Source organism: Arcticibacterium sp. (genome assembly GCF_055134445.1).
The window spans coordinates 1-20010 of the sequence record NZ_JBSRVI010000138.1; the positions used below are offsets into that span (position 1 = coordinate 1).

At 36.9% G+C, this 20010-nt stretch carries 13 protein-coding genes; all 13 read left to right on the plus strand.

Features of this window, described 5'->3' with window-relative positions:
* Window positions 1-409 (plus strand): GNAT family N-acetyltransferase (locus tag ACTBZY_RS17875; protein ID WP_463047723.1); only part of this gene is annotated, 409 nt, incomplete at its 5' end.
* A gap of 143 nt (window positions 410-552) precedes the next feature.
* Complete coding sequence (locus tag ACTBZY_RS17880) at window positions 553-1818, plus strand: hypothetical protein (RefSeq protein WP_463047724.1); 1266 nt, start codon at window positions 553-555, stop codon at window positions 1816-1818.
* 81 nt (window positions 1819-1899) lie between these two features.
* Entirely contained in the window at window positions 1900-2484 is a 585-nt protein-coding gene (locus tag ACTBZY_RS17885; RefSeq protein WP_463047725.1) for a Crp/Fnr family transcriptional regulator, read from the plus strand.
* Between the two features lie 196 nt (window positions 2485-2680).
* Window positions 2681-3361, plus strand: coding sequence for a type 1 glutamine amidotransferase domain-containing protein (locus ACTBZY_RS17890; protein WP_463047755.1), 681 nt, complete (start codon window positions 2681-2683; stop codon window positions 3359-3361).
* Between the two features lie 256 nt (window positions 3362-3617).
* Window positions 3618-4286: a response regulator transcription factor gene (locus tag ACTBZY_RS17895; protein WP_463047726.1), complete on the plus strand. Its 669-nt coding sequence runs from the start codon at window positions 3618-3620 to the stop codon at window positions 4284-4286.
* The gene (locus ACTBZY_RS17900) at window positions 4283-5653 is read left to right on the plus strand and encodes a sensor histidine kinase (RefSeq protein ID WP_463047727.1); all 1371 of its coding nucleotides are present in this window, start codon (window positions 4283-4285) and stop codon (window positions 5651-5653) included. Before ACTBZY_RS17895 ends, ACTBZY_RS17900 begins: the two co-directional genes overlap by 4 nt.
* Before the next feature lie 63 nt (window positions 5654-5716).
* Window positions 5717-6424: a VIT1/CCC1 transporter family protein gene (locus ACTBZY_RS17905; protein ID WP_463047728.1), complete on the plus strand. Its 708-nt coding sequence runs from the start codon at window positions 5717-5719 to the stop codon at window positions 6422-6424.
* 91 nt (window positions 6425-6515) lie between these two features.
* The gene (locus ACTBZY_RS17910; RefSeq protein ID WP_463047729.1) at window positions 6516-10844 is read left to right on the plus strand and encodes a CusA/CzcA family heavy metal efflux RND transporter; all 4329 of its coding nucleotides are present in this window, start codon (window positions 6516-6518) and stop codon (window positions 10842-10844) included.
* Between the two features lie 2 nt (window positions 10845-10846).
* Window positions 10847-12013, plus strand: coding sequence for an efflux RND transporter periplasmic adaptor subunit (locus ACTBZY_RS17915; RefSeq protein WP_463047730.1), 1167 nt, complete (start codon window positions 10847-10849; stop codon window positions 12011-12013).
* Between the two features lie 797 nt (window positions 12014-12810).
* Complete coding sequence (locus ACTBZY_RS17920; protein WP_463047731.1) at window positions 12811-13257, plus strand: response regulator; 447 nt, start codon at window positions 12811-12813, stop codon at window positions 13255-13257.
* 8 nt (window positions 13258-13265) lie between these two features.
* Window positions 13266-18035: a PAS domain-containing sensor histidine kinase gene (locus ACTBZY_RS17925; protein WP_463047732.1), complete on the plus strand. Its 4770-nt coding sequence runs from the start codon at window positions 13266-13268 to the stop codon at window positions 18033-18035.
* Between the two features lie 120 nt (window positions 18036-18155).
* Window positions 18156-19433 carry an APC family permease gene (locus ACTBZY_RS17930; RefSeq protein WP_463047733.1) on the plus strand — a complete coding sequence of 426 codons (1278 nt, stop codon included), beginning with the start codon at window positions 18156-18158 and terminating at the stop codon, window positions 19431-19433.
* A gap of 34 nt (window positions 19434-19467) precedes the next feature.
* The gene (locus tag ACTBZY_RS17935) at window positions 19468-19911 is read left to right on the plus strand and encodes a DMT family transporter (protein ID WP_463047734.1); all 444 of its coding nucleotides are present in this window, start codon (window positions 19468-19470) and stop codon (window positions 19909-19911) included.
* Window positions 19912-20010 lie beyond the last annotated feature (99 nt).

The window sequence follows — 20010 nt, forward strand, 5'->3', positions numbered from 1 at the left end:
AATTGCCGATAACCGACATTTTAAAATATTAATCGAGGATAAAATCGATTGTATTTGGGCAATAACCCATACTGATGAACAGATTTGGGAGGGTAGTGAAAACGACTCAGCCATATACATTCATCGCATAGCCACCAACCCAGAATTTAGAGGACATAATTTTGTACAGGCCATTGTAGACTGGGGGAAAGAATTTGCTCAAAACCATAGCAAACAATTCGTTAGGATGGATACTTGTGGGCAAAATGATAAATTAATCAATCATTACAAAAGTTGCGGATTTGACTTTTTAGGAATAAAAAAACTAAAAAACGCTTCTAAGTTACCCTCACATTACCACAATGCAGATGTATGCTTTTTTGAGATTGAATTAGTGAATAAAGTGGACAGCCCAACTTCTCAAACCTGATTACAAATCCGTTCGTTTAATGAGTATTTAGACAACAATAATACGACTTTATAAAACCTTCCTAGATATCACTTTTTCCTCCATCAGAAATCCTTTAGATTTAGATGTTGTGAAAAGTCTTACTATCAACATTTTTACCTACAATGAAATTAAATATTGAAATATGGATTGAGAAGAATATACTAAATGATTCAGTAAACAAATTATTTAAGGAATCAATAATTTGTTATAAAGCTGGAGCATATAGAGCAAGTCTTCTATTTTCCTACTTGGCATATATGTCAATAATTAAAAATAGACTTTTAAGTTCTAAATTACCAAATGGCATAACTCAAACCTTATGGGACAAAATACTCTTAAACCTTCAAAACGAAGAAAAGTGGGACAAAGAATCTTTTGAATCAACTCAAAGAAAAAACCCATCTCCAATTTTTAATATTCCTGAATCACTTAGACGAGAAATAGTTTATTGGAAAGATAAAAGAAACGAATGTGCTCATTTTAGAAATGTTATAGTTAGCTCGCATCACATTGATACTTTCTGGGATTTCACAATTACTACGATTCCAAAAATCACAGTGATTGGAGGGAAAAAATCGCTCCTTCAAAAGTTTTATAAACACTTTGATATTTCCTTAACACCAAAGGGGTTAGATTATAAACAACTTATAAATGAAATAGAATACTCCGTTGATGAAAATGAATTGGGAGACTTCTACTTAAGTATAACTCAAGAATTACAAGGAGACTTTTTTGAAAAAAGTACATACATTGAAATATTCGAGAGTATTTTTTCGGTTTACGACAATGTCATAAGTGATAAGTTAGTCCAATTCTTAAAAACTAAATCAAACATATTAATCGAATTCTTAAGAGAAAACCCTAGATATATTGAAGGTTTTAAACTTAAACCTGAAGGGGTTAGAAAATTATGGTTTAAGTACCTTTTCAAGGCATCAAATAATGATTTCCCCTTATATACGGCTTTAATAAAAAGTAAATTAATTCCCGAAACAGAATACAGTGAAGCACACAATAAAATAATACCAAGGATTGGAAAATACGAACTAAATTCAGCACAAGTTTCAGTTTTAGAAGAATCTAAGTTCTTTGAAACCTTCCATGACAATCATGTTTACCATAAGGAGTACTTCAAAAATGAGACTGCAAATAATTATTCAGGAATTATCGTCGAATACATAAAATTGCATGGTATCACAGAGAAGTTAGCATTGAGTTTGAGTAAAACTCTTAATAAAAGCTCTCCACCGTATAGCTTAGAAAAAAAAATAAAAGAGCTGTTCTTTATGGAAACTAAATATCAAGAAGACTTTATTAAACTATGTGAAACTAAAAAGTTAGAAATTCCTTCGAATATTATAACGATTGATAATGAAACATTGAAATAAAAAAAAATACCATGTCAGGCTGTTCATCGAAATAATTTAAATATCATCAAACAGTTTGAATTGTCTACTCCAAACCCCAAAATGCAAACCCAAAATTCCATCATCTCAGAAATTTTTAAGACCATTTCTTTTTCTCCAGAAGAAACGGACCTGATTGAAAGTAAACTGGAAGTTAGTCGCATAAAAAAGGGCAAAACACTTCTAAGAGCTGAAGAAACTGTACTTAACCAATTCTACGTTTATAATGGCTGCTTAAGAACCTATTTTATTGACCATTCAGGAAAAGAACACACCCTTCAGTTTGCTATTAAAGACTGGTGGATTAGTGATTATACCGCCTTTTTTTCAACATCAAAAGCCATCCTGAATATTGAATGTATTCAGGATGCTATCTTGTATAAACTTTCCAAAAAAAATAGCGATGATTTGTTCACCGAAATTCCACAACTAGAGACTTTTTTCAGGAAGAAAATGGAAAAAGCTTTTGCCAGTTTTCAAAGGAGAATTCTAGCTAGTCTAGCACAATCAGCAAAAGAAAGATACCTGTCTTTCATGAGTACCTACCCCAACATTGAGCAGAGCGTAAAAAACTATCACATCGCTTCATACTTAGGCATAACCACAGAAAGTTTGAGTAGAATTAGAAAAGAAATAGCTCAAAGCTGAGTTTCTTACCATACATCAATTTTTCCCTGATTCTATTGACATACTTTTGTAAAAGCAATTCGAAGGGATTGTAATTAAACAATAAAGTATGAAAAACTTATTCCTATCACTAGCCGTAATTATGGGACTCACATCTTGTAATATTGGTTCTGGAAGGCAACAAACAGAAGAATCATTAACAATAAAAACAGAGAAAATGAAAAAGGTATTATTTGTATTAACCAGTCACGAAGATTTAGGAAACACAGGAGAAAAAACAGGCTTTTGGATTGAAGAGTTTGCCGCTCCTTACTATCTCTTAAAAGATAAAGGCATTGAAATCACCTTGGCATCTCCTAAAGGAGGTCAACCACCAATTGACCCTAAAAGTAATGAGCAAGATTTTCAAACTCCTGCAACTGTAAGATTTAACGGAGACAAGGAAACTCAAGAAACTTTGTCTAAAACAGTAAAACTATCCTCTATAAATCAGACAGATTATGATGCGGTGTTTTACCCAGGCGGTCACGGACCTTTATGGGATTTAGCGGAAGACAAAAGTTCAATAGCCTTGATAGAAAGCTTTTATAACAACAATAAGCCTGTGGCTGCTGTTTGTCATGCTCCTGCTATTTTTAAGCATACGAAAAACATAGATGGCTCACCCTTAGTAAACGGAAAGAAAGTAACAGGTTTTACAAATGGTGAAGAAGAAGCTGTCCAATTGACTTCCATTGTACCATTTTTAGTAGAAGATATGCTAAAAAGTAATGGTGGTATTTACTCTAAAGGAGCAGATTGGGGTCCTTATGCAGTAGAAGACGGTTTATTAATTACGGGTCAAAACCCAGCATCATCTGAATTAGTAGCGGAAATGCTCTTAAAGAGATTGAAGTAAAAATCACACCTACTATCTTACTTATAGCGACTTGAATTTTATTCAGGTCGCTATTTTTTTTTGTAGAGCCATCGCAGATCTAAACATGCTTTTATTTAAAGTTTCTATGATATCTTCTTTTCGTTTATCACTAATTTAATACGTTGATTATTTTATAAGGCCAATACGTATTGGCATCCGTTAGAATGCAATATCTTAAGCGAATCTTAAGAATCTTTTAAAGCTTACTTAATGATTAAATATTGAAATTTGTACCATGAGAATATTGATTGTAGAAGATGAACAAGGTATTTCTGCCTTCCTGAAACAAGGTTTGGAGGAAGAGTCTTTTGCTGTCGATGTTGCAGATGAAGGAAAAAAGGGCCTGCACCTTGCATTATCAGGAGAGTATGATTTACTCCTATTAGATTGGATGCTCCCCGGCTTAAGTGGTATTGAGATTTGCAGACAATTCCGAAAAGAATTTACCGATACGCCCATCATATTCTTAACCGCTAAAGACACGCTTGACGAAACCGTTTTCGGCCTACAGGCTGGAGCCAATGATTATATCAAGAAGCCTTTCCATTTTGAAGAACTTTTGGAAAGAATAAAAGTACAGCTAAGACCAAAATCAGGCACTCACTCTATTTTTGTTTTAGGTAACATTACCCTAAATACCGAAACGCATCAAGTACACAAAGGAAGCCAAGAGGTTAACTTAACACAAAAGGAATTCGCTCTTTTGGAATACCTCTTACGCAACAAAGGAAAAGTTTGCAGAAGAACTCGAATCATAGAGCATGTATGGGATATTCATTTTGATTACAACACTAGTGTTATTGATGTATATATCAACGCATTAAGAAAAAAGTTATCATTATCTGAAAAAGAAAATTATATTCAGACCGTTCGTGGAGTGGGCTATATCGCAAAAGAAATATGAATGTTGGCCTAAAAAATAGAATAGCCTTTCACTATATGATTGCTACCGCAATTATTATGGCTTTGGCCTGTATTACCATCTATTTTGTAGTGCATGAAACGGTTATGAGAAACCTTGATTATGACTTATCTTATGAAGCCGAAAAGCATGTAGGTGAGATCAAAATTGACGGTGACAGCATTTTATTCATTAATAAGGCTGAATGGGAAGAAAAAGAACACCGTGAGATACAGGTTAATCCCGTTTTTATTCAATTGATTGACAAACATGGTCAATTAATGGATAAATCTCCCAACCTAAAAGATGAATATTTACCGTTCAAAGAGGCAGAATTTGGCGGACATTTTGACACTCAATTAAGCGACAAGGCGATTAGACAAGTGCAGCTGCCGTTAGAACAAAACGGAAAAATAAAAGGATATATTCTAGCTGCCATGTCATCAGAATCAGCACAATCCGTAATTTTAAAATTGAGGAATGTATTATTGGTCTCTTATTTGGTGGTATTGGCTGGTTTGTATTTTATTTCCCGCTTTCTAGCAGGAAGGAGTATCCAGCCGATTCAAAATGTAACCAACACGATTACACATATCACAAAACTCAATCTAAATGAACGTGTGGTCTTACCACAACATAGAGATGAAATCTATGGCTTGTCTATAGGTTTCAATGCCCTTCTTGAGCGGATTGAAAATGCTATAAAGCGAGAGCGGCAATTTACTTCTGACGCATCTCACGAACTTAGAACTCCTTTAGCCACACTAAGAGGAACACTGGAAGTCTTGATTAGAAAACCAAGAAACCAGCAAGAATATGAGGAGAAAATAAAATTCAGCCTTACGGAAATTGAAAAGATGGCCACCACCCTTGAGCAATTGCTTTTGCTCGCTCGTCTTGATTCAAATTCCAGTACTTTAGACAACAGCTCTGTTCCCCTACCCACCATTATGGATGAATCGTTGGGTCGTTTGAAAAATCTAATTGTAGAAAAAAATCTTAAAATAGAATTCCTATTTAATCAAAAGAAAAACCTTTTAGTACCTCAATATTATACAAACCTTATCATAGAAAATGTATTAAGTAATGCCATCAAATATTCTAAGAATAACGGCATGGTGAAAATTACAATTGATGAAGTTGAAGCCCGAGTCGTATGTACCATTCAGGACCAAGGTATTGGTATTGATGAAAAGGATTTAAATAATATTTACGATAGTTTCTTCAGGTCGGAAGCACTCCATCATAAACACATATCGGGCAATGGTTTAGGGCTTTCCATAGCAACAAAGTGTGCTGAGGCTATAAAAGCTAATTTGACCATTGAAAGTGTTTTGGATAAAGGAACAATAGTGACCATAAAGTTCTAAGTTTGTTACCTAGCACGGCATTAAAATGAAACTGTGATGCCCCTCACCATTTAGAAATTAAATATGGAAGCCACTATTGATAATTATTTAGATAATCATTACATACATCGTAGCAACTGGCTAAGAGCAGCCGTTTTAGGTGCCAATGATGGCGTTTTATCAACCACCAGTTTAGCCATAGGTGTAGCGGCAGCAAGTGATTTAAGAGAGCCCATTATATTAGCGACTCTGGCTGGATTGGTGGCTGGAGCCTTATCCATGGCGGCGGGAGAATACGTTTCTGTAAGCTCACAAACGGATGTAGAAAAAGCCGATATTGAAAGAGAAAAGCAAGAGCTTGAAGAAATGCCAGAGCTTGAGTTACAAAGACTTACAGAAATCTATGAACAAAGGGGCTTAACAAAGGAAACCGCTGCTATTGTGGCTAAAGAACTGACCGAATATGATGTATTAGGGGCCCATATCAGAGACGAATTAGGCATTAATGATATCAGTCAGGCCAAACCACTTCAAGCGGCCTGGACCTCTGGTGCAGCCTTTAGCGTTGGCGGGATTCTACCTTTACTCATCGCCCTATTTATGCCGCTCCAACAAATGGAGTACTACCTGTATGGATTTTCAATTTTCTTCTTAATTGTTTTAGGAGCTGTAGCTGCAAAAACAGGTGGTTCAAGTATTTTAAAAGCCATACTGCGTATTACTTTCTGGGGTACTATCGCCATGGGACTAACAGCCCTTGTAGGTCATCTCTTTGGCGTAAACCTAGGCTAAGCTATAAATCTTAAGCAAATCTTAAGAAAAGCTTGAGAAGAACCATAGGAATATCTATCTACTTTTAGTGTAATTAAAATCATGGACACTAATGTTAGAGCGGATTATTCAATATAGCATCAACCACAAACTAATTGTATTATTATTTTCATTAGGCATAATCAGCTTTGGCCTGTATTCTCTTTCTGAAATTTCGATAGGTGCTGTTCCCGATGTCACCAATAATCAAGTACAAATCATTACCACTTCCAGAAATTTAGCGACAGAAGATGTCGAGAAATTTCTTACATATCCAGTAGAGCTGGAAATGGCTAATCTGCCCGATGTAAAGGAAATTCGATCTGTGTCAAAGTTTGGGCTATCGGTAGTGACTGTTGTATTTGATGACAAAATGGGCACCTATCTTCCTAGGCAGCTTATTGCCGAAAAAATAAAAGCTGCAGAAGAAAAGATTCCTGCTGGGTTTGGTAAACCATTTATGGGACCAATTACTACGGGCTTAGGAGAAATTTATCAGTATGTCATAGAAGTAGACTCCGCACATAGAGATGATTACTCACTTTCTGATGTCAGAACCATACAAGACTGGATAGTAAAACGGCAGCTTTCGGGTATTCCGGGGGTGGTAGAAGTAAACACTTGGGGTGGGCATCTCAAACAATATGAAGTTGCCATAAATCCTGAAAAACTAAAAAGCCTAAACCTATCCCTTTCCCAAACATTCTCTGCCCTAGAAAAAAACAACAGCGTGGCTGGAGGTGGGTACATAGAAAAAACAAATCAAACCTATTTTATTAGAGGTGAAGGGCTCATCAGTTCATTAGAAGATATTGAAAACATTGTCATCGAAAACAGAAATGGAGTCCCAGTTTTCATCAAAGATGTAGCAACAGTTGGATTTGGACATGCAACACGTTTCGGGGCAATTACTGGAAATGGCGAAGGAGAAAAAGTATTGGGACAAGTCATGATGCTAAAAGGAGCAAACTCCAATGCTGTTATAGAAGCAGTAAAAGTACGCGTTGCTGAAATCTCCCCTTCACTTCCTGTTGGTATTAGTATCAATCCCTTTTTAGAAAGAAGTGAATTAATAGCAAAAACCACTTTCACCATAGCTGAAAACTTAATACTAGGTTGCTTAATTGTCATTTTTGTGGTGGTTTTACTCCTCGGAAATATCCGATCAGGGCTGGTTGTTGCCTCCGTAATTCCGATGTCTTTGCTTTTCGCATTGTCGCTCATGTACATATTTGATGTAGATGCTAATTTGATGAGCCTTGGGGCTATAGACTTCGGAATTATCATTGATGGAGCCGTGATTATTGTAGAATTTATTGCTTTCAAAATTACAGCAGAACGCTCTCACTTTTTGGCATTACCAAAAGCCGAAAGACAAAGTTTTATTGACAAAGTCACTCATTTAGGAGCTAGCAAAATGATGCACTCCGCAGTTTTCGGCCAGCTCATTATTATTATTGTTTTTATACCCATACTCTCCTTGGTGGGTATAGAAGGGAAAATGTTCAGACCCATGGCACTGGTTTTCACTTTTGCTCTGGCGGGTACTATGATTCTTGGTTTTACTTATGTGCCGGTAATGGCTTCCTTGTTTATCAGACCTACTGACCCAAACAAGAAAACGATTTCCTCTCGACTCATTACATTTTTGGAAAACAAATACAAGCCTATTATTACTTGGGCACTAGGCAGAAAAAAGATTGTGCTTGCTATGGCATTCACACTTTTTGTGGCCACAATATTTCTTTTCTCTCGTATGGGAGGTGAATTTGTGCCTACTTTAGATGAAGGTGATTTCGTGATACAACCAGTACTGAAAACAGGAACTTCCTTGAGTAATACTGTGATTGCTACCACAAGAATAGAAACCATTCTCAAAAAGTTTCCGGAAGTGCTTCAGGTAGTCAGCAGAATTGGAGCCGCAGAGGTGCCCACCGACCCTATGTCCATGGAAGAAAGTGATGTTATTATCAAACTCAAACCAAATGGAGAATGGGTCACCACAAAAAGCAAAGATGAGCTGGCCGATAAATTCAAAGCGGCTTTGTCCGAAATTCCAGGAGTAGACTTTGAATTTACTCAACCCATCGAAATGCGTTTTAATGAGCTGATTACAGGCGTTAGAGCTGATTTAGCCATTAAGATTTTTGGAGAAGATTTAGACATTCTTTATAAGCAAGCTTTGAAAGTTGAAAAAGCCATTCAAGGCGTAGATGGTGCTGCCGATATTATAGTAGAAAAGGTGGTAGGACTTCCTCAGATGTCGGTCAAATATGATAGAAGAAAGATTGCCAAATATGGCTTAAACGTGGAAGATCTTAATAACATTATCACCATGGGTTTTGCAGGTAAATCTGCTGGAACTGTTTTTGAGGGTGAAAAACAATTTGATATCGCTATCAGGTTTGACAAAGCCCACCATCAGGATATTGAGGACATAAAAACTGCCACAATCCAACTTCCTAATGGGAATCAACTACCGTTAAGTGAATTTGCAACCATTTCTTACACAAAAGGACCCGCTAAAATCTCCAGAGATAATACCAAAAGAAGAATAGTTGTTGGCGTAAATGTAAGAAACCGAGATTTGGAATCGGTCGTAAAAGATGTGCAGCAAATCATAAATGAAGAAATCAAACTACCAACGGGCTATACCATAGCCTATGGGGGTCAATTCGAAAACTTGAGAACCGCCAAAGATCGTCTTATGATAGCTGTTCCTATAGCACTCTTATTGATTTTTATATTACTCTATTTCGCTTTCAATTCCATCAAAGAAGCACTAATCATCTATAGTGCCATTCCGATGTCGGCCATAGGAGGCATTGTTCTGCTGTACTTACGAGACCTACCTTTTAGTATTTCGGCCGGCGTTGGATTTATTGCTCTCTTTGGTATAGCCGTATTAAACGGAATAGTACTCATTGAAGAATTTAAGGAGCTAAAAGCAAATGGCATCAATAACATTAACCGTCGCATACTTATGGGTACAAAGAACAGATTACGACCCGTTTTACTTACAGCCTCAGCAGCTGCATTAGGCTTCTTACCTATGGCTATCTCAACCTCGGCTGGTGCTGAAGTTCAGCGACCACTAGCCACGGTTGTGGTGGGTGGACTTATTTCAGCCACGGCACTTACGCTAATTGTATTACCTGTACTTTATGCACTTTTTGATAAAAATAGAAACTTGCCTAAAGTTAAAATTCCAGCGGCCATATTAACCATTGCAGTGCTATTGGCCTTCCCCGTTTTAGGTCAAAACAAGGAGAATAAAATAACCGTGGATCAAGCCGTAGAAATTGCTTTGCAAAACAATCTTGGATTAAAGGCATCGGCCCAAAGAATTGTTCAGAGTGAACAACTTATTGAGAGTGCGATAGACATCAACAAAACAGAGGTTTACTATAATAAAGACCAAAACAATATAGCTCCAAACAATTTTCCACTTAATGTTTGGGGCATTAGTCAAACCTTTCAGTTTCCTACGGTTTATGGTGTTCAGCGAAGGGTAATGGAGCGTAAATCACAATTAACAAAAGACCAATTCAGTATAGATAAACGCATGGTCACCAAAGAGGTACATATGGTTTATTATGAAATAGTCTATTGGCATGAAATGCTTAAAAACTATACCTATCTAGATAGTCTTTACACGGCTTTTGAGCATGCAGCCAACAGAAGATTTGAACAAGGTGAAACTAATTATTTGGAAAAGTTAACCGCTGAAACTAAGAAAAAAGAAATCTCAATACAGCTCCGCCAAATTCGTGAAAGTATTCAAAAAAACTATATTCTTCTCCATCAATGGTTACAATCAGACACTGACTTTACCGTAAGTGAGGAAAATTTTGACAGAATTGCGGTCATGCAATTTGATAGCATTGCCCACCCTACCCTCCGTTACTATAAGAATGCGTTGGAACTTTCAAATGAAACCCTGGCTTTGGAAAAACAAAAATTATTACCTGATATCGTCACTTCTGTATTTCGGGGTTCAAACAATGGTCCAGGTACACAATCGTATGCTGGCTTTCATGTTGGCGTAGCTGTTCCTTTATGGCTGAAAAGTCAAAAATCAAAAATAGCAGCCGCAAAAACTGGAGCAAGTATCCTTGAAACTGAAAGAAATAATTATAAAACACAGTTATCCTCAAGGTATGAGTCACTTCAATCCGATTTAAGGCAATACGAGGAAGGACTTACTTACTATGAATTAACGGGAAAAAACTTATCAAAAGAGACACTATTTTATGCCAACAAGGCCTATCAGAACGGTGAATTAAACTTTCTTCAATATGCTCAACTATTGGAGAATGCAAAAAGCATTGATTCAAACTATCTAAAATCTCTTTTCCAATACAATATGACAGTTTTGGAAGTGAATTATTTAATGAACTGAAAATGAAAAAATATATCAATAGTATAATGAAAAAACATGCTGTAGGCTACTTAATGATGGCTTCACTACTCACTTTCATATCATGCTCTTCTAATACGGATTTACAGGAAACGGTTGGTCAAATTGCTCAAGAGGAAACCTACGAGCTTAGCCAAACCCAATTTGAATCTTCTAATATGAAATTGGGACAATTGGAAACAAAAACCTTTCATGAGGTGGTTAAAGCTACTGGGATGTTTGACGTACCGCCAGAAAACCAAGCCTCTGTTAGTTCATATTATGGTGGAACGGTAAAAAGCTTAAAGTTGCTACCAGGAGAACGCGTAAAAAAAGGGCAAGTCCTTTTTACTTTAGAAAACCCTGATTTTATACAGATGCAACAAGACTTCTTAGAAGCAAAGGGGCAATTGACTTATCTAAAATCAGATTATGAAAGACAAAAGAACTTGGTACAAGACAATGTTACCTCCCAAAAGAATTTTCTTAAAGCGGAATCAGATTACATCGTTACTCGCGTAAAAGTAGAATCATTGGCTAAAAAACTCTCTCTGATGAATATAAATTCAGAGGCACTCACTTTAGACAATATGCGAACTACTTTAAACATATCCTCACCTATCAATGGCTACGTGACGCAAGTAGAAATTACTCGAGGCTCATTTTTGAATCCTTCGCAGTCTGCCATTACCATAATAGACACCGATCATCTACATCTTGAATTAAATATCTTCGAAAAGGACTTACCAAAAGTTAGTGTCGGACAGCAGATTGAATTCCGGATACAAGAAGACAAAAGCAAGGCGTATGCTGCAAAGGTTCACCTTGTGAACAGAACCGTTGACCCAAAAAACCGAACCATTGGCATTCATGGTCACCTGTCAGAAGAAAGACTATCATCTAAGTTTAGCCCTGGTATGTATGTAGAAGCAGATATTTATTCAAACTCGGTTTCTAAAACTGCATTATCGGAGAATACGCTGGTAGACATTGATGGTAAATACTATGCCCTCATACTTCAAAACACTTCTAATAATGGGTATTCATTCCTTAAAAAGGAGATTAAAGTAGGTGAAACGAGCAATGGTTTTGTTGAAATTCTAAATCAGAATGACTTTACGGACAGTACGCAATTTTTAACGGAAGGAGCTTTTAATTTGATAACCGAATAATCTTAAATAAGCCATATTTTCACCTAGCGGTAAGTTATCTCCCCATTGGTTGGTTTATGGCTAGGAGTTCTTGTATTCCTAGCGGGTATCTTGATAATAAAACGGAAATTGTACTATCGCCAATTGCAATATTTGTCTTTAGTGCTATCACTTTTTACACGGTCAAATTGCTGCGGAAATAGCCTTAAATATTTCAGGAATTAGCGAAACTCGTATACATAGACAAGAAGTATTTAAATTACAACTTGTCTTAAGTAGCGTAAGTCTACATGAGGTTCATCCCATTTGAGTTCGTATACACGCCGGTATATTGAACCCGTATCAATACCTATTTTTAACCATTCAAACCTACAAAATCGCTTGTCTTTATTAAGTATTTCTATATTTTTGGTAACGTGTATATTTTATCAGTGCTTAAAGTATTCCACAAATGCTTAAAAGCAGTAAATGAAATAACTGAAATAATACTCGATTTAGCCATTGTGATCTATCATTTTGAAACACTTCAGAAATGAAAAGCATATTTGATTTATACAAAATAATTACATTTCAGACCGAAACAAGCTATCTGTTTGTTGACAATCCACAAGAATTCATTCTCTTAAAAAAATGTACTTTCTTTTCAACTCTCGGAGTCGCACCCCTAGTTGATAGCGTATATTATTCTGGATAAGGAGCGATTGCTCGTTTGAAAGTGGCTTATCACTTTTTATTTTTTTTTTAACGTAGGTAGTGATGCCTAATAAAACATTAAGAATTGTTTTTTTGATTCTATGATTTTCTACTAATTTTCAGTAATGGATAATACAAAACTCTCAATTTTACTCGCCGATGACGACCAAGACGATTGCGATTTTTTTAAGGATGCATTGCTCGAAATTTCATCCTATACTACCCTTACCGTGGTGAAAGATGGCGTGAAACTGATGAATTTTTTATTTTCAGATTCAGAAAAATACCCTGACGTTATTTTTCTTGACCTTAATATGCCAAAAAAGTCAGGAATGGAATGTATTGAAGAAATGAAAGTAATAGATAGGCTAAGAGATATACCAGTTATTGTTTCTTCTACTTCTCTTGATATAAAGGTGGTTAACAGGCTTTATGAAATGGGTTCTCATTACTATATTAAAAAACCAGGAGCATTTGAAGTTTTAAAAAAGGTCATTAAAAAAGCTATTACGCTGATCAGCACTAGCAATTTACAGCAACCTACAAGAGATAGATTTATAATACAACCCTAGTAAAATGTATGAACACCGAAAATACCAACTATAATTTTTTACAAGGTGGTGGTGAGATGGGTAAGCTCATCAGGGCTAAAGATTGGCGTAAAACCCCTTTAGGAGATCCCAAGACATGGCCGCAAAGTCTGCGAACCATGGTATCTGTGGTCCTGGATAACCCTTTCGGAATGTATATTGCCTGGGGTAAAGAATATACCCAAATTTATAATGACGGTTATCGCCCAATTTTGGGAGCATCTAAGCATCCTCAAGCTTTGGGAATAAGCTCTAAAGAAACCTTTTCCGAGATTTGGCATATCATTGACACCATGTTCGAAGGCGTAATGAATGGAGAGGCCGTTGGCTTTCCTGACTTTATGCTACCACTCGACAGAAATGGATATGTGGAAACCTGTTATTTTGATTTTGCCTACAGCCCAATAAGGTTAGAGAATGGTGAGGTGGGTGGCGTGTTGGTGACCGTTATAGAAACTACCAATAAGAAGAAAGCAGAAGAAGAGCTGATTGAAAGTAAAAATGAATTGGAATTCGTATTAGAGGCCGCCCAATTGGGCACTTTTGACTATAACCCACATACCAAAAAGTTTTCTGGAAATGCCAGACTGAAAAGTTGGTTTGGCTTGCCTCCCGAAGATCAAATTGAATTATCAGATGCTATAAACGTCATATCAGAAACAGACAGAAAAAAAGTAGCCACCGCCATTCAAACAGCTTTAGATTATTCATCTGGTGGTATTTATGATATTGTGTACAGCATCATTCAACCTATATCAAAAAAAGAAATCATTATTCATGCCAAGGGTAAGGCATGGTTTGATGAAGAAAAAATTGCTTACCGATTAAACGGAACATTAGAGGATATTACAGAACAAGCTCTTGCCAATAGAAAGAGGAAAGAAACGGAACAGCATATCCGCACCATGGTTTTGGAATCGCCGGTGGGTATCTGTGTCATGGATGCCGCAACCCTGATAAGCGAAATAGCAAACGACAGTTTTATTGAAATTGCCGGCAAGCCTCATGATGCCATTGTAGGAAAATTTTACTGGGATACCTTTGCAGAAGCCAGGGCTTATTACGAAGAACCAATGAAAAATGTGGTGGAAACAGGTAAACCATTTTATGCCAATGAAGTGGAGATGATGCTGATTCGCCATGGCAAAGAAGATATAATATATGTAACCTTTGTATATGCTCCCTTAAAAGATGAAAACGGTAAAGTAATTAAAATTGCGGTGTGGGTACTCGAAAATACCCCGCAGGTAGAAGCCCGCAAAAAAATAATGATCAGCGAAAACAATTTAAGGCTGATGATTCTGCAGGCTCCGATGGCTATTTCCATTTTGCGGGGAAGTGATTATAAAGTAGAAATTGCTAACAAATATGCGTTGGAACTTTGGGGACGAACAGAGGAAGAGGTGATGAATATTCCCGTTTTTGAATCCATGCCAGAACTTTCAACACAGGGCATTAAAGAATTGCTGGATGATGTAACCAGTACTGGTAATCGCTTTGCAACGGCAGAACTACCTGTTCAATTTTTAAAGAATGGAACTTTAGAAACGGTTTATATCAATTTTTCTTACGAGGCACTTTATGATGCGGATGGAAAAATAGACGGCATCATGGCCATTGGCTTTGATGTAACACCCCAGGTAGAAGCCAGGAAAAAGGTAGAAGAAAGTGAACAACGCTTTCGTAATTTGATCGCACAGGCTATTCACCCCATTTTCATTCTTCGGGGTGAAGAATTGACTTTGGAAATAGCCAACGACTCATTATTCAAGTTTTGGAGAGTTGGACCGGATGCAATTGGAAAACCATTTTTGGACTTATTACCGGAAATGAAAGGCCAGCCCTACTATGATTTGTTAATGGATGTACTGCACAATGGTGTAACACATTACGGCAATGAACAACCGACATTTTTCAGTCGTCCAAATGGGGAAGAATACACCCTTTACTTCAACTTCATCTATCAACCCTTTCGCGAAGCCGATGGAAACATTTCGGGAGTGTTGGTACAGGCCTATGATGTAACAGAACAGGTATTTGCAAGAAAAAAAATAGAAGAAAGCGAACAAAGGACCCGTTCACTGGTTGAGAGTGCCCCCTTCCCAATTGCAGTATATGTGGGGAAAGAAATGCGGATCGCACTTGCTAATCAATCTGTCATGGATATCTGGGGCAAAGGAAATGATGTAGTAGGTAAGTTATATACAGATATTCTGCCCGAATTAGTAGGTCAAAAAATATTTGAACAGGTAGCTGCAGTGTTAGAAACAGGTATGCCTTTTCACGCCAAAAATCAAAAGGTTGACCTGATAAAAAACGGTGCATTGGGTTCTTATTACTTTAATTACAGTTTTACTCCCCTCTTCGATGCTTCCGGTATTCCTTATGCGGTAATGAATACGGCGGCAGAAGTTACCGAACTGCATGAAGCCAAACAAAGAGTTGAAGAAAGTGAAAAACGATTCCGGGATTCTGTAGAGCAGGCACCGCTTGGCATTGCCATTTTCAGAGGCCCCGACTTTAAAGTAGAACTGGCCAATGAAAATTATTTATTGCTCGTAGATAAAAAAGAAAGTGAATTTATTGGCAAACCACTATTTGAAGCACTACCTGAGGTAAAAAGCCTGGTAGAGCCTTTGTTCCGTGATGTAATAAGTTCTGGCAATGCATTTTATTCGCCTGAATTACCAGCTACGCTGAACCGTTATGGAAGCATGGAACAAGCATATTTCAATCTGGTATACCATCCATTAAAAGAAGAGAGTGGCGAAATTTCCGGTATCATGGTCGTAGCCACAGAAGTAACTACCACTGCAATTGCAAAGCATTTACTGGAAGAAAGTGAAAAACATTTCCGCCACATGGTGATGCAATCGCCCATACCCATGACGATTTTAAGAGGCAAAGATTATATAATTGAATCTGCAAATAAAGTGATGTTCGAAAACATGTGGCGTAAAAAAGAAGCTGATGTTTTAGGCAAATCAATTTTAGATGTATTTCCTGAGCTGAAAGAGCAGAAATATCCTGAATTACTGAACAAGGTATTTACCACAGGTAAATCTCACACCGAAAAAGAGTCGCTTGCTTATGTGCAGGGAGATGATGGTATGAAAAAGTTTTATCTTGATTTTGAATATGCAGCTTTGTTTGAACCTGATGGAAAGATATCGGGCATTATGATAACGGTAAATGATGTAACAGATAAAGTGGAAGCCCGCCAAAAAGTAGAGGAAGCAGAAGAACGATCTCGTTTGGCAGCTGAAGCCACAGAATTGGCCACCTGGGAGTTGGATCTGCACTCCCGGCATATCATTCATTCACCCCGCCTAGCAGTTATCTTTGGACATGATGAATCTGCAATAATCACTCATCTGCAAATGCGTAGCCAGATACATCCGGAAGATATTCATGATATAGTTGAAAAAGCATTTGATGAAGCCATGATAACGGGTATTTATAGTTACGAAGCCCGTGTTGTAAAACCTGATAACAGCTTCTGCTGGATAAGAACACAAGGAAAAGTTTTTTTTGATGAAAACCGTAAGCCAATAAAAAAACTCGGAACTCTCCGGGATATAACTGAGGAAAAACAATATCAACAGGCATTAGTTGAAAGGGAACAAAAATTCCGTTTGCTGGCAGACTCTATGCCACAGCATATCTGGACTTCCGATAAGCAAGGAAACCTCAATTATTTCAATCAGTCGGTTTTTGATTTCTCTGGCTTAACACTCGACCAAATCAATAAAGATGGCTGGATACAGATTGTACATCCCGAAGACCGAGAAGAAAACATTAGACTTTGGACCGAAGCCATTAGTACGGGAAAAGACTTTATATATGAACATAGGTTTCGAAAACATAATGGGGAATATCGCTGGCAGTTAAGCCGTGCCACACCACAAAAAGACAATGATGGCAACATAAAAATGTGGGTAGGTAGCAGTACGGATATTCAAGATCAAAAAATGTTTACCACAGAACTTGAAAGCCAAGTGCAGCAGCGAACCAATGAGTTAAATCAAAAGAATATTGATCTCGAAAGGATTAACAAAGAATTGCAATCCTTTGTCTATATCTCTAGTCATGATTTACAGGAACCATTGCGGAAAATCCAAACATTTTCGTCCCGTATCTTAGAATCGGAATATGCTTCCTTATCATATAATGCTAAGAAATACTTTTCCAGAATGCAGCAATCTGCTAACAGAATGCAAAATTTGATTCAAGATTTATTTGCCTATTCCCGAACCACTTCTCATGAAAGAAAATTTGAAATAGTTAATCTTCTTGAAATTATTGATGACATCAAAGAAACTTTAAAAGAGGAACTGGAACAGAACAATGTAACTTTTGAACTCCATAATATCTGTGATGTAAAAATCATTTCTTTTCAATTCAAGCAACTCATTCTTAATTTAATAAGTAACTCCATTAAGTTTGCTAGAGTTAATCATCCGCTGCATATAAAAATTGAATGTGAAATTGCAGCAGGTGCTAAGTTTGGAATTGACAAACTATCGGATGAAAATCAGTACTGTCATATTAGTATTTCCGATAATGGTATTGGTTTTGAGCAGCAATACAATGAAAGAATATTTGAAGTTTTTCAAAGACTACATGGTAAAGAAGAGTATAACGGAACTGGCATTGGACTAGCAATTGTCAAAAAAATTGTAGAGAATCACGATGGTATTATTACAGCATTTGGCGAAGTAAATAAAGGTGCAACATTCAATATATTCATTCCCGTTTAAAAGTGATTTAAAATAAAATACGTAAAAGCTATTTCCGATTCCATCATTTCATTATGAAACGAAATGACTTAAACGGCATTTGCACTTTCTGGTAATAAACAGTCAGGAAAAAAAGATAATATGTCCACAAAAGATAAAGTAAGCCTTAAGGATGCCATTTCCATTGGCATTGGAGGGATGGTAGGTGGTGGAATTTTTGCAGTTTTAGGGCTGGCAACAGACCTGGCCAAAGGTGGCACGCCTATTTCTTTTTTGGTGGCTGGAATAATTGCCTTAATCACAGCATATTCGTATTCCAAATTATCCATTTCTTTTCCAGACAAAGGAGGTACCGTAAAATTCATCAATAAAGGTTTTGGTATAAACGTGCTTAGTGGTGGCCTAAACAATTTACTTTGGATAAGTTATATCATCATGCTATCGCTTTATGCTTCAGCTTTTGGTTCTTACGCTCCCAACCTTTATCAAATCACAAGTAGTGTTTCATTAGACTCACATATTTACGCCAGTGTCATTATCGTCTTTGCCACTTTCATAAATTATTATAGCATTGCTGTAGTGGGTAAAATTGAATCCATAGCTGTAATTATCAAGTTAATAATTCTCTTGTCCTTTGTGGCTATCGGTATTTATGGATTATCCAGCAGCACCCATTTAGAACAATTAGCTGTTTCCAATTGGGAATCGCCCATTAACCTTGTAGCCGCAGGCATGATGATCTTTGTGGCTTACGAAGGATTTGAATTGATTGCCAATGCTGCTCCAGATATTATAAACCCCGAAAAGAACATTCCTAGAGCTTATTTTGGATCGGTCATCTTTGTTATTTTTTTATACATCATTATTGCCATTATTACCGTAGGCACCCTTGATTTCAAGGAAATTGCTACTGCTAAAGATTATGTGCTGGCAGAAGCCGCAAAACCGATGTTAGGTACTATAGGATTTACTATCATTACCATTGCCGCTTTAATCTCCACTTTTTCAGCCATAAATGCCTCTTTATATGGCGGAAGTAGGGTTAGCTATGAACTGTCTGAAGACGATGAACTTCCACATCAATTAACTTATCAACTTTGGAATCAGCCCATTGGTTTATTGATTACGACCATTGCCACACTTATTTTGGTAAATACCTTAAAATTAGAAAGTATTTCAACCGCTGGGAGTGTCGGTTTTCTGGTCATCTTTGCCAGTGTAAATTATGTTGGATTTAAGCTTTGTAAAGAAATAAAGGGAAGCAAAACTATTTCCTTAATTGGCTTTTTATCCTGCTCTGGAGCATTAATCACTTTAATTTTTAAACAGTTTAGTACGAATAAATCAAACATAATCATTGCTCTTGGTATCATAGTATTCTGTTTTAGCATGGAGTATTTTTATAAGAAACTTAAGTAAAAAAGCCTTGATTACGGCTTACTGATAAAACCATATGGATAAAATAATTTGGATAATTATGGCTTTGCTTGCCGGTGCATTTCTACCTATTCAGGCTGCCATGAACAACAAGCTCTCTAAAACAGGAGGTAGCCCGCTTCACGCTTCCTTGATCTCCTTCTTCGTTGGTATTTTGGCATTGGTTATCTATATCCTTATTACCGCTCAAGAAGTTTCATGGAAGGGTCTAAAAGAGGCTCCATCCTACGCATGGGTAGGAGGAATATTAGGGGCATTTTATGTCACTATTATTGTGTTTGTGTTTCCCAAGATAGGACCAGGTTTGACCTTTGGACTGGTGATTACAGGGCAACTATTAATTTCTATGTTCATGGAGCATTTCCAACTTATGGGAACGCAACTACAACCTATAAGCCTAGGTAGAGTGGCAGGAATGCTGCTGATTGTAGCTGGGGTCGTTATAATGAAGATGTTTTAAGCCAATTGCTAAAATGCTTAAGAAAACCCTTTGAAAATGTAGAATAAATTCGATGTACAAAATCCCTCGTATTACACTTCTCCACGACAAACGTTTTTA